Here is a 12058-nt window from a genome sequence, read left to right on the forward strand (position 1 = left end):
GTGTCTGGCACGCTTCTTTGCTTTAGAGCAGCGCAGGGTGTCTGGCACGCTGTGGGTCTTTACTGTGATAAAGATACCTGTGTTTTAGAGGATGAGTTGGAGGCCGAATGCGCAAAGAATGCTGCCTCCGAACATTTCAGAGTATGTACCGAGGAGGCCTTGTACTTTCTTACCTAATAAGAGTCCGCCCCATGTCAGTACGGTGCTTGCAAGACCAAACAGGATTAACGTAACGAGCGTCCTGGCCCCGGACATACCAAGGCTTAGCCCGACTGAGAAACTGTCTAAACTAACGCTTAAGGAGAATATAATGAGGCCAAAGCCTACAGGTGTGAAGGCAGGAGTTTCGTCTTTGTTGAAGGAAGAATAAAACATCTGAGCACCTAATATGAGAAGCAAAACGCCACCGGCCACTGTGGCTACTGAACCTAGTTGAGCAGATAAGAATCGCCCGAGCACCATTCCACCAAAAGGCATAATCACGTGAAAGATACCTACTGTGAGTCCAATGGTCCCTATTTTACGAAGGCGAAGCGGGATCATCCCCATGCCAAGTCCTATTGAAAAAGCATCCATTCCTAGCGCAATCGCCATCATGGCAAGGGTGATCATTTCCCCCAAAATTGATACCGAATCCATATAAAAACTCCCCCTCGGGACATGCTAGTTAAGCATATGCGAGTGAGGAGGAGTTTAGAAGAAGCTATTTATCTTGAGTAATCACTTGCGTCGCTGCTTTCTTGAGTCGGTTCATGACAGCGTAGCCCATTCCGTATTCAGGGAAACTCTCACATAGAATGACATCAATCGTATCGGTTGAAAACGAACGAAGAGCTCCATATAAGTGGACAGCGACTTCATTTAAATGGTCACGCGAACCGCAGATTTGAATTTCATCTGCTTGTATATGACCTGCGTGTTCTTGGCTTACAATTACCCCAACACGCTTATCGTTTTGCTGTAGTTGATCAATCTGACGCTGCAGAAAAGCAAGGTCGCCTTCTACTAGCCAAAGAGGGGCTTCCGGGGCATAGTGGGTATATTTCATCCCTGGTGACTTCGGCTTTTCCTCTTGATTGATTAAAGCTGGATCAAAATCCGTCGGCCCTACAACCTCCTCAAGGTCCTCTTTCGTAATTCCACCTGGTCTTAAAATCACCGGTCGATCACCTGTACAGTCCACAACAGTCGACTCAACGCCAACACCTGTAGGGCCACCATCTACAATGCCAGCTACACGACCATTTAAATCTTTATAAACGTGCTCAGCTGAAGTTGGACTCGGGCGACCTGAGCGGTTTGCACTCGGAGCCGCGAGCGGCAGGCGACAAGTCTGCAGCAAGGCGCGCGCTACTGGGTGATCCGGAATTCGCACACCAACTGAGGATAAACCAGCCGTTACATTAGAGGCACACGAACCGTTACTTTCCAAAATAAGGGTCAACGGGCCTGGCGTGAAGGCATCGATTAACTTGTGAGCCATTTGCGGAATACGTGTTACCACTTCTTCAATCTGCTCTTTATTAGCCACGTGGACAATTAGAGGGTTGTCCGCGGGACGGCCTTTCGCAGCGAAAATTCCTTGCACCGCTTGTTCATTCAGCGCATTCGCTCCAAGTCCATAAACGGTTTCTGTTGGAAAAGCCACTGCTTCATTATCTCGTAATAGTGCCGCTGCTTCTTCTATTTGTAATGAATCGACGTTACTAGGGTCGATTGTCCAAAATTTCGTTTCGGTTGTACTCAATTGTCGAGCATCCTTTCTTGTTTGCCAACATTATTCTCTTATTATGAGCTTTCTTATCCCTTTTCCGCAAGTCCTCAACATATTCTTATGAGTAAGATCTAGATTAAACGGGTAGAGTGTAATTGTGAAGCAAACAAATGTATGGAGGGATTATTCATGAAAGTACTTTATACAGCAGAAGCAACAGCAAAAGGCGGCCGCGAAGGTTCGGTCTCCACGTCAGATAACAAAGTTGAACATAACCTGTCTACCCCTGAAGGTCTTGGCGGCCCGGGTGGCGAAGGTACGAACCCTGAGCAACTATTTGCTTGTGGTTATTCCGCATGCTTCGATGGTGCGTTAAACCTTGTTGCGTACCAATCTGGTGAAGATATTGAATCCAAGGTAACGGCTAAAGTTGACATTGGTAAAGGCAATGACGGCTTAGGTCTTGGCGTGCAAATCCACGTTGAGATTAGCGGTGTGGATCAAGCGAAAGCAGAAGAGCTTGTGAATAAAGCACACGATGTATGCCCTTATTCAAAAGCGACACGCGGAAATATTGAAGTATCTCTAGAAACGAAGGCTGTGTAAAGCAGGCTTAATCGAACGCAGGAAGAGGCTATCCTTTTTGGATAGCCTCTTTTTATATAGCAAATGTGAATAAAAGGGGGGTTCATCCACATATTTGCACAAGTTATTAACAACATTTATCCACAAGTGTGAATAACTAAACAGCTTTTGATGTATAACACCACCAGTTCCCTGTTTGGGCTGGTCGATCTTCATCTTTTACGGGGACGTCGGATGAGTCGATCTGTTGGTATTGATACGTTTCAAGTAAAGGCTCGAGTGTCTTTTGGTGGCTGAACACAAAGAGCTTATCAAGCCCTTGTTCTTCTACGTGCTGCTGTAGCACTTCAAAAAGCGTCAGGACAAGTTCTGGTCGTACACCAGACTGGAAATAGAGTGATCTTAGCCAAATGGAGCCTTCGTCAACAGGAACCAGGGCTACAAACCCTTGCTGCTCTCCATTCAACGTTACGATATGACCATGTTCCATTAGTCTTTCCCGGTCGGTAAGTTCCTCCATTTTATCCCCAAAGAAGTCTTCCATTGTGGATGGTTTATAATCTTTTATATGAGTTAGTTCAATCATTTCAATTCCCTCCCTAGCGTTCTTAATACCATCTATATGAAGTACTAGAGAGGATATGATAGATTTCTATAAAAAGTTAAACCATTCAGTCAAGAAGAACTTCACTTCCACTTCTTCTCGCTCAGCTTCTGCATCTGATTCTACTTCATTCTCTTCGATCTCTCCTGTATCGCTAGACTCTTCTGCTTGGGCTGGTTGTTGTGACTGCTCAGGTTGATCCGTTGTCTCCGCAGCTACTGATGTTCCGTTGTTGAAATCAAGGAAGCAAAGAGGAGGAAATAGAACACACCACCAATTCGCGCCATCTCCCTTTCCGAGCGAAATCAGAATAGCTTCATACTCACCAGCAGGGTATAGATACGTCCCGTATAGTTTAGCTGGGAATTTCACTTGTTTTCCATAATCCACAGTATAAGTTTGCTTAACGCCCTCTTCTTTCAACACGTTATCCACAATTTCTTCTAATTCCCCTAAACGACTTTGGATCAGCTCACGAGCTGCTTCAATAGACGTTAACTCTTCTACCCATACAGTGATTTCAGCGTTCACAGCATCTCTTACTTTACGCTTAATCGCCTGATCTTTATCACCGTCACTATTTGCTAGAATACGTAAACGAATCGCTTGATCTGGAATGACTTGAATATCCGTCCCACGGTCTGGTGCTTCATTATACCCTTCAAGCGTGTAAGGAAATAACACTGCACCAAGAACCACCAACAACACAACGCCAATTGCCTTCTTCACGTTCACTTTCTTCAACATATTCATATCCCCCGTCCCCTTTTCGTTTTGCTTCGTCCTTTTCTCTTACAAACAGTATGAACAACGGACTCAAACCCTATACCCACAAATCTACTAAAAATAAAAACTATTACTTTATCAAACTAAAGGGTGTCTGGCACGCTTTAGTACTGTGCTAGAGTGAAGGGTGTCTGGCACGCTTTGGCACAGTGCTGGGGTGAAGGGTGTCTGGCACGCTGTTGTGCTTTAAAGCGGAGGTGGATATAGAAAAAGCCTGGCTCGGTTAGAGCCAGGCTAGGATGATTCGGTCTTTTTGATTGATGTCTTGTAGGACATGAATTGTTGCATCCGGGAAGGTTTCTGTAATGATAGTCGAGACGGCTTCTCCTTGGTTATGGCCGATTTCAAAAGCAAGAAGAGCTTCTTCTGCTTTCACGTGTGGCACTTGACTCACAATGGTGCGATAAGCGGCTAAGCCGTTATCTTCTGCGAACAGCGCTAATTCAGGGTCGTGGTTAACGACTACATCTGACAGGGATGAGCGATCTGCCTCTGGAATGTAAGGCGGGTTGGAGACGATTACATCCATTTTGTCCCCTGATTCCATAATAGGCTCAAGAAAGCTTCCTTCACAGAAACCTATATCAGCTTTATGTGTGGCTGCGTTTTGCTTTGCAACGTGCAATGCATCGGGGGACAGATCGACAGCTCTCATTTCTACATTTGTTAGCTCAAGCGCTAATGTAATGGCGATAATTCCACTGCCTGTCCCTACGTCCACCATGTTCAAGTTGCGTTCATGCCAACCTTCTCTTCTCAATTGCTTGGTAACAGCGACAATCAGTTCTTCTGTTTCAGGGCGCGGGATTAAGACGTGATGATTCACTTTAAAATCACGGCCGTAAAACTCCTCGATTCCAATCAAATGCTGAACAGGAACACCTTTTTCAGCATGAATATGGATGTCTCGCTGAAATTGATTAAAAATCTCTTCTTCTACAACATCCTTCGCGTTAGCTAAAAGCTGAGCGCGAACGCACTCTAAATAATGCATCAGTAACAAGTCTGCTACATTTGTTTCTCGATTGTATTCCGTTAAAAAAGAGGAAGCCCATCGACGGGCTTCCCAAATAGTGTGTTTCGCCATTTTATTCTCCGATCGAAGCAAGCGCTTTTGTCTGTTCTTCTAAAATAAGCGCTTCTGTGATCTCATTTAAGTTTCCTTCGAGAATCTTATCAAGCTTCTGAATCGTTAAACCGATGCGGTGGTCCGTCACGCGGTTTTGCGGGAAGTTGTACGTACGAATACGCTCTGAGCGGTCACCAGAACCAACTGCGGATTTACGGTTTTCATCGTATTTCGCTTGTTCTTCCTGTTGGAACTTCTCATAAATACGAGCACGCAAAATCTTCATCGCTTTTTCTTTGTTCTTAATCTGGGATTTTTCATCCTGACAAGAAGCAACGATTCCAGTTGGTTCGTGCGTTAGACGAACAGCAGACATAGTGGTGTTTACACTCTGTCCTCCTGGTCCACTTGATGCGAACGTATCAACGCGGATCTCTTTTTCATTAATATCTACTTCAACTTCTTCTGCTTCTGGCAAGCAGGCAACAGTCGCTGTAGATGTGTGAATTCGACCACCAGATTCCGTTTGAGGAACACGCTGTACACGGTGTGCACCGTTCTCAAATTTTAGCTTAGAGAAGGCACCACTACCGTTGATCATAAAGATAATCTCTTTATAACCACCTACTTCACTTTCGTGAGCTTCAATGACTTCTGTCTTCCAACCATGTGCTTCCGCATAACGAGAGTACATGCGGTATAAGTCGCCAGCGAATAAAGCGGCTTCGTCTCCACCTGCTGCACCGCGGACTTCCATGATCACGTTCTTATCGTCATTTGGATCCTTAGGAATAAGAAGGATTTTCAGGCGCTCTTCCATCTTCTCTTTCTCTTCGGAGAGCTCAGAAATCTCTTCTTTCGTCATTTCTTTCATTTCTTCATCAAGATCTTCTTCTAACATGGCTTTAGCTTCATCAAGCTGCTCTGAAGTATCTTTGTATTCACGGTAAACTTGAACCGTTTCTTCAAGTCCCGCTTGCTCTTTAGAGTATTCACGTAGTTTGTTTGAATCGCTCACGATTTCCGGGTCGCTAAGCAATTCGTTTAGTTTTTCATACCGATCTTCTAAGGTTTGAAGTCTATCTAACACTTGCATCCACCTCTTTTTTGTCCATAACATTCTAATTATAGTATAGGCGATAATGGGAGTCAAAAGAAGTCATAAACGCACATTTTTTTAATCATTGCCTATTCGCCTTCATCTAACTATGTAAAAAGATCAGCCATAATACAGCTGACCTTCTATAATCCGCTTTATGACTCTAAAGCACTACACGGTGTCTGACACCCTTTAGCACACTAAAGTTAATCAACGATCTTGACGCGAATGTTGTAACGAGGGAGTGCGCGCTGAATGGCGGTTTTGATTTTCTTAGCTTTCACCATTCGTTCGTCGTTGCTCTTGATATCCTCTTCAACTGTAACTCGAACACGGACAACATCTTTATTGAACGTAACACGCCGAACCGTTACACCTTCTAGTGTATCTACTGCTTCAAAAACTTTTTCCTTATCTTTCTTAAGTCCCCAAGTTTCGCCTACTTGGTTGATCTGCATTGGATTGTCGGATTGTAAATTACGGGAGCGTTTGGGCTCGTGTTCCATTAATGAGTCCGTATTCTTTGCAAAGAATTGAACATCACGCACTTCATCTGTTCCTTGTGGGTTTGAGGCGCAAGCACTTAACAACGTTGCTGCGGCCAAACCTACTGACACTAAAGCTGCTCTCATGGAGAAACCTCCTTCTCGGCTTGTTTCTCTTAGCTTCTCCATAAGCAAAAGGACTATGATACATCTTCTGTAGGTAAATCGAGGAAAAAGAGGTAACTGTTCTTTATTAACGCACTGAAGGGTGTCAGACATCCTGCGCTGCTCTACCGCACGAAAGCGTGCCTGACACCCTGCACTGCTCTACTACGCGAAAGGGTGTCTGGCACGCTGTTTTGCTTTATAGCGCTAAAGCTAAAAAAGCCCTCTCCCGCTGAGCAGGAAAGGGCTTTTGGTTATGATTTTTGGGTTTGGGTCGCTTTTACGACGTGCCTGGGTTTGTTGGGTACTTCATGGTGATGACGGCAACGAGGTTCATATGATTCGGAAGCTCCGACTAGAATAATCGGTTCGTCATATGAAGCTGGACGTCCATCAATTAAGCGCTGCGTCCGAGTTGCGGGGGAGCCACATACTGGACAGATCGCTGATAATTTTGTAACGGATTCACTGACTGCCATAAAGGTTGGCATACATCCAAACGGTTCTCCACGAAAATCTAGATCCAAACCGGCTACGATGACGCGATGTCCTCGATCAGCAAGAGTTTGAGCAACCTCAACCACATGCTCATCAAAGAACTGCACTTCATCTATACCTACAACATCTACATTTTCATCCACAACATCAAGAATATCCGTTGAATGTTCCAGTGGTCGAGCTAAGACAGACGTTCCATTGTGACTTACGATGGAATCCTCTGCATAACGGTTATCAATCGCTGGTTTAAATACTTTTACGGAAAGGTTTCCGTATGTAGCACGGCGGACGCGGCGGATTAGCTCTTCTGATTTCCCTGAAAACATACTCCCACAAATCACTTCAATCCACCCGCTGTGTTTCATCACATGCACAAGCCGGTCTCTCCCTTCTCTTCCTCGTTCCTTTTTTATCTTGTACCAATTTCATGTGTACTATTAAAACTCTATGGTCAAAAGGGGGAAATCGCCTATAATTTGGTCGAATATTCACCCTTACAGCTATTCATGGCATAAAAAAACAGGCAAAAGGTTAGACAATTTGCCTGTTTTTTATCTCCAAAAACTAAGCGACGAATCGCAACTTAGCCAAGGTTGTATTTTTTCTTAAAGCGATCTACACGGCCACCAGCTTTGTCAGCTTTTTGCTTACCTGTGTAGAATGGGTGTGAAGCTGAGCTAATTTCCACACGGATTAGTGGGTAAGTGTTGCCATCTTCCCATTCAACTGTTTCATCGGAATGTAACGTTGAACCCGTTAGGAATTTGTAGTCAGAGCTCGTATCTAAGAATACGACCTTACGGTAATTCGGATGAATTCCTTCCTTCATGCTTTTCCACTCCTTTTTGCCCTGAATCCTTTGGAAACAGAGTTATTCCAAGAGCTTTTAATTGGCCGGATCGACCCAGCCGAACTTAAACTCACATAAAGAGATTATAACAGTAGCCCTTGGTAAATGCAACAGCCATTCAAATACTTAAAACGGCTACTCTTTTTCTTTAAAATAGCTAAAAATCCTAGTTGGAACGACGTGAGCTCGTCTTCCCTTTCATTTCTTCATCCATGAGTTGGAAGAATTCGTCGTTGTTCTTAGAAGATTTCAAGCGACGTAAGAAACGGTCGACGAAATCGTGTTGGTCACCCATCGTTTTCCGGATTGCCCAGATCTTCTCAAGGTGTGACTTCGGCAATAGAAGTTCTTCTTTACGAGTACCTGAACGTTTGATGTCGATTGCAGGGAAGATACGACGTTCTGCAAGGGAACGATCCAGGTGAAGTTCCATATTACCAGTACCTTTGAACTCTTCATAAATGACATCATCCATGCGAGATCCTGTATCGACAAGGGCTGTTGCTAAGATTGTTAAGCTACCACCCTCTTCAATGTTACGAGCCGCACCGAAGAAGCGTTTCGGACGGTGGAACGCAGCTGGGTCAATACCCCCAGAAAGTGTACGACCGCTTGGCGGGATGACTAAGTTATACGCACGAGCAAGACGCGTAATACTATCCATTAAGATAATAACGTCTTTCTTATGCTCTACAAGTCGCATCGCGCGCTCTAAAACAAGCTCCGATACTTTGATATGGTTTTCTGGCACTTCGTCGAATGTTGAACTTACAACATCTACGTCAGCCTGAACAGAACGCTCAATATCCGTTACTTCTTCAGGACGCTCATCCACAAGAAGAATAATTAATTTTGAATCAGGATGATTTTTAGAAATGCTGTTTGCAATTTGCTTTAAAAGCATTGTCTTACCGGCTTTTGGTGGTGCCACAACAAGACCACGCTGTCCAAAACCAACCGGTGTCATTAGATCAATGATTCTAGTTGATAGCTTTTTGGTCTCAGTTTCAAGTCCCATCATGCGATCCGGGTATAATGGCGTCAGGGCCGGGAAGTGTACACGCTCTTTCGCCGAATCTGGGTCTTCTCCGTTCACCGCATCAACGTGAAGGAGGCCGTAGTAACGTTCATTTTCCTTTGGTGGACGTACTTTACCAGATACTTTATCGCCATTTCTAAGATCAAAGCGACGGATTTGTGATGCTGAAATATAAATATCTTCTGCACTTGGAGAATAATTAATTGGACGCAAGAAACCAAAACCTTCAGAAGGAATAATTTCTAGAATTCCGTCCATGAATAGGAAGCCATCTTTTTCAGCTTGCGCCTTTAAGATCGCAAAGATTAATTCTCGTTTCGTTAGCTTCGCATAATAAGAGACTTTGTATTCACGTGCTAAGGAGTATAATTCCTTAAGATTCAATGTCTCTAGATGCGAAATGGATAGTGAAACGGACACAATATCACCACACCTACGTTTATTTATTTTTATAATCTATGAAAGGAAACAGTTCGAATATAGCTTCTGTAATGGGTAATAAATGGATCATTTTAATTGAAGGAAGACTTTAGAAGCTAGAATAGAAGTTTGCCAACGGGGTTTAAAAAACGAATAATTTATGGATGCTTTTTAAACAACTATCATTTTAACCCTAATCCATCTGTTTATTCAACTCTAGATTAAAAAAAATGACTGCACCCTTTAAAGGAGCAAAATGATCTTGATGTAAGAGGATCTAAAGAAGGGATCGTGAATAGGTAAGCGACTACTCATACTTGATGAAGCAGTCGCTTGTTCTATCATCATTTACTGGTTTGATTTATGGCTTAATCACTAGATTTGGTTTCTTCTTCAGAGAATGATCACCGTCAATGAAGCGAACCGTACCAGATTTCGCTCGCATAACAATCGTTTGAGTGGTTGCGTGTACACCTTTGAACTGCACACCTCTGAGCAACTCCCCATCTGTTACGCCTGTTGCGGCGAATATGGCGTCGTCTCCACCACAAAAGTCATCCATATGTAACACTTTGTGAATGTTATCGATACCCATCTTCATACAACGTTCTTCTTGTTCTGTGTTCTCCGGGAGTAATTTCCCTTGAATCTCTCCACCTAAACATTTTAGTGCGGCTGCTGCTAAAACGCCTTCAGGTGCTCCTCCGCTTCCGAACAAAATATCAACGCCTGTATGATCGAATGCTGTATTGATTGCAGCTGCTACGTCTCCATCCGAAATAAGCTTGATGCGCGCGCCTGCTTGTCTAATCTCTTCAATCAGACCTTCATGTCGCTTACGATTTAGCACAATTGCCACAACATCTTCGACATCTTTGTTCTTCGCTTTTGCGACAGCTTTCAAATTCTCTTCTACGGAAGCATTTATATCAACAGATCCTACTGCTTCCGGCCCTACGGCTAGCTTTTCCATATACATATCTGGTGCGTGAAGAAGTTTACTATGATCCGCAACGGCGAGAACGGATAGAGCATTCCACGTTCCTTGAGCAACAATGTTCGTTCCTTCTAGAGGATCGACCGCTACATCCACTCGTGGTCCGTATCCATTTCCGAGTTTCTCTCCAATATAAAGCATCGGAGCCTCGTCCATTTCCCCTTCGCCGATTACGACAGTACCTTTCATGGGAATCGTATCAAAAACGTCACGCATGGCACTTGTAGCAGCGTCATCCGCTTCGTCTTTCTTTCCTCTTCCCATCCAACGAGCTGATGCTAGTGCAGCAGCCTCCGTTACGCGTACTAATTCCATTGTTAAACTTCTTTCCATGGTAATTCCTCCCCTTGTTTGTAAACGTGAGCGGCGAAGAAGCTCCCTCCCACAAGAGCTTCTCCTTCACGTTTATGCGATGGTTATTTCCCACATCTCCATGGAACACACTTTATGAATTTTGAAATTGTTCGATTTCGGCTTCAGTCATTTTTTCACGCCAGATCACAGCGCCAAGATCAGATAGCTTCTCAACTAAATTCTCATAACCTCGGTCAATGTGCTCAAGACCTGTAATTTCTGTTACGCCGTTCGCCATTAAACCAGCTGCGACTAAAGCTGCACCTGCTCGTAAGTCACTAGCTTTTACCTTTGCCCCTTGAAGAGTAATTGGTCCATTCACAATGGCCGAACTCCCTTCGACTTTAATGTCTGCGTTCATACGGCGCAGTTCATCAATGTGTTTAAATCGTGCTTGATAAATCGTATCGGTTACAACGCCTGTCCCAGTTGCCTGTGTTAAAAGAGACGTAAACGGCTGCTGGAGATCCGTCGGAAAACCAGGATAGACAAGCGTCTTAATATCCACACTTTTCAGAGGGTTCGAACGCCTGACAAGAAGCTGGTCATCACGCGCTTCAACCACTATGCCCATTTCTCTTAACTTGGCAATTAAGGACTCCAAGTGAAGCGGTATGACATTATCAATAATGACTTCTTCACCTTTAGCAGCGGCCATAATTGTATAAGTACCTGCTTCGATTCGGTCCGGAATAATTGTATGCTGGCAACCATTTAAATGGTCGACGCCTTCAATACGAATAACGTCTGTGCCTGCGCCTTTAATCTTTGCACCCATGCTCGTTAGAAGGGTCGCTACATCTATAATTTCCGGCTCTTTTGCCGCGTTTTCAATAACGGTTTGTCCTTTTGCCTTTACAGCAGCAAGCATGATGTTTATGGTAGCTCCTACACTTACCACATCGAGGTAAATGCGCGCCCCACGTAATTCATCCGCTCTCAGGTAAATCGCACCCTGCTCATTTGTCACTTGAGCTCCGAGTGCTTCAAATCCTTTAATATGCTGATCAATGGGACGAGGACCTAAATGACATCCCCCAGGTAAACCAATAACAGCTTTCTTAAAGCGACCTAGCATCGCCCCCATAAAGTAGTAAGAAGCACGAAGCTTCTTCACCCGTCCGTTTGGCAGGGGCATAGAGATCATGTCTGAAGGATCAATATAGATATCTTGGCCACGCTTAGAAACGCGTCCTCCGATTTCTTGCAGCAAGTGGCTTAGAGTGTCAACATCAGATATATTCGGTAACCCCTCAATGGTAACAGGTGATTCAGCTAATATAGCTGCAGGTAATAAAGCTACTGCACTATTTTTTGCACCACTGACACGTACCTGACCCTTGAGCGAGTGACCTCCTTCAACAAGTAATTTTTCCATGACGGACTCCCTTCT

General features: G+C 44.2%; 13 protein-coding genes. 1 reads left to right on the forward strand and 12 read right to left on the reverse strand.

Annotated elements, in window-relative coordinates; genetic code table 11:
- Nucleotides 1-84 precede the first annotated feature (84 nt).
- Both N780_RS03225 and N780_RS03230 read right to left on the reverse strand, forming a co-directional pair.
- Nucleotides 85-639, reverse strand: coding sequence for a manganese efflux pump MntP (locus N780_RS03225; protein ID WP_036780022.1), 555 nt, complete (start codon nt 637-639; stop codon nt 85-87).
- A gap of 64 nt (nt 640-703) precedes the next feature.
- Nucleotides 704-1747 carry an L-threonylcarbamoyladenylate synthase gene (locus N780_RS03230; protein ID WP_052114860.1) on the reverse strand — a complete coding sequence of 348 codons (1044 nt, stop codon included), beginning with the start codon at nt 1745-1747 and terminating at the stop codon, nt 704-706.
- Between the two features lie 156 nt (nt 1748-1903).
- Here N780_RS03230 and N780_RS03235 point away from each other — a divergent pair, with 156 nt between their 5' ends.
- Nucleotides 1904-2320, forward strand: a complete 417-nt coding sequence (locus tag N780_RS03235) for an organic hydroperoxide resistance protein (RefSeq protein WP_036780024.1) — start codon at nt 1904-1906, stop codon at nt 2318-2320.
- A gap of 136 nt (nt 2321-2456) precedes the next feature.
- On the opposite strand, the gene N780_RS03240 is transcribed toward N780_RS03235, so the two are convergent.
- The 10 genes from N780_RS03240 to murA form a co-directional block, all read right to left on the reverse strand.
- The gene (locus N780_RS03240) at nt 2457-2885 is read right to left on the reverse strand and encodes a GNAT family N-acetyltransferase (RefSeq protein WP_036780026.1); all 429 of its coding nucleotides are present in this window, start codon (nt 2883-2885) and stop codon (nt 2457-2459) included.
- A gap of 66 nt (nt 2886-2951) precedes the next feature.
- Nucleotides 2952-3656, reverse strand: a complete 705-nt coding sequence (spoIIR, locus tag N780_RS03245; protein ID WP_232299482.1) for a stage II sporulation protein R — start codon at nt 3654-3656, stop codon at nt 2952-2954.
- A gap of 256 nt (nt 3657-3912) precedes the next feature.
- The gene (prmC, locus tag N780_RS03250) at nt 3913-4776 is read right to left on the reverse strand and encodes a peptide chain release factor N(5)-glutamine methyltransferase (protein ID WP_036780029.1); all 864 of its coding nucleotides are present in this window, start codon (nt 4774-4776) and stop codon (nt 3913-3915) included.
- A gap of 1 nt (nt 4777) precedes the next feature.
- On the reverse strand, nt 4778-5848 hold the full coding sequence (prfA, locus tag N780_RS03255; RefSeq protein ID WP_036780032.1) for a peptide chain release factor 1: 1071 nt from the start codon (nt 5846-5848) through the stop codon (nt 4778-4780).
- 215 nt (nt 5849-6063) lie between these two features.
- Nucleotides 6064-6489 (reverse strand): putative periplasmic lipoprotein, encoded by a 426-nt coding sequence (locus N780_RS19150; protein WP_052114861.1) that lies wholly within the window; start codon nt 6487-6489, stop codon nt 6064-6066.
- Between the two features lie 272 nt (nt 6490-6761).
- Entirely contained in the window at nt 6762-7379 is a 618-nt protein-coding gene (locus N780_RS03265; protein WP_036780035.1) for a thymidine kinase, read from the reverse strand.
- A 209-nt stretch (nt 7380-7588) separates the two neighbouring features.
- Complete coding sequence (locus N780_RS03270; RefSeq protein WP_036780038.1) at nt 7589-7834, reverse strand: type B 50S ribosomal protein L31; 246 nt, start codon at nt 7832-7834, stop codon at nt 7589-7591.
- A 187-nt stretch (nt 7835-8021) separates the two neighbouring features.
- On the reverse strand, nt 8022-9314 hold the full coding sequence (gene rho, locus N780_RS03275; protein WP_036780041.1) for a transcription termination factor Rho: 1293 nt from the start codon (nt 9312-9314) through the stop codon (nt 8022-8024).
- Nucleotides 9315-9675: 361 nt separating this feature from the next.
- Nucleotides 9676-10644, reverse strand: coding sequence for a class II fructose-bisphosphatase (gene glpX, locus N780_RS03280; protein WP_036780043.1), 969 nt, complete (start codon nt 10642-10644; stop codon nt 9676-9678).
- 112 nt (nt 10645-10756) lie between these two features.
- Nucleotides 10757-12043, reverse strand: a complete 1287-nt coding sequence (gene murA, locus N780_RS03285; RefSeq protein WP_036780046.1) for a UDP-N-acetylglucosamine 1-carboxyvinyltransferase — start codon at nt 12041-12043, stop codon at nt 10757-10759.
- Nucleotides 12044-12058 lie beyond the last annotated feature (15 nt).

It is taken from the genome of Pontibacillus chungwhensis BH030062, assembly GCF_000770675.1.
GTDB classification, from domain to species: domain Bacteria; phylum Bacillota; class Bacilli; order Bacillales; family BH030062; genus Pontibacillus; species Pontibacillus chungwhensis.

Coding starts and splice junctions, on each gene's coding strand:
- N780_RS03235 (WP_036780024.1), top strand. CDS start 1,904: ATGAAAGTACTTTATACAGCAGAAGCAACAGCAAAAGGCGGCCGCGAA.
- N780_RS03225 (WP_036780022.1), bottom strand. CDS start 639: ATGGATTCGGTATCAATTTTGGGGGAAATGATCACCCTTGCCATGATG.
- murA (WP_036780046.1), bottom strand. CDS start 12,043: ATGGAAAAATTACTTGTTGAAGGAGGTCACTCGCTCAAGGGTCAGGTA.
- N780_RS03270 (WP_036780038.1), bottom strand. CDS start 7,834: ATGAAGGAAGGAATTCATCCGAATTACCGTAAGGTCGTATTCTTAGAT.
- glpX (WP_036780043.1), bottom strand. CDS start 10,644: ATGGAAAGAAGTTTAACAATGGAATTAGTACGCGTAACGGAGGCTGCT.
- N780_RS03240 (WP_036780026.1), bottom strand. CDS start 2,885: ATGATTGAACTAACTCATATAAAAGATTATAAACCATCCACAATGGAA.
- N780_RS19150 (WP_052114861.1), bottom strand. CDS start 6,489: ATGAGAGCAGCTTTAGTGTCAGTAGGTTTGGCCGCAGCAACGTTGTTA.
- spoIIR (WP_232299482.1), bottom strand. CDS start 3,656: ATGAATATGTTGAAGAAAGTGAACGTGAAGAAGGCAATTGGCGTTGTG.
- prmC (WP_036780029.1), bottom strand. CDS start 4,776: ATGGCGAAACACACTATTTGGGAAGCCCGTCGATGGGCTTCCTCTTTT.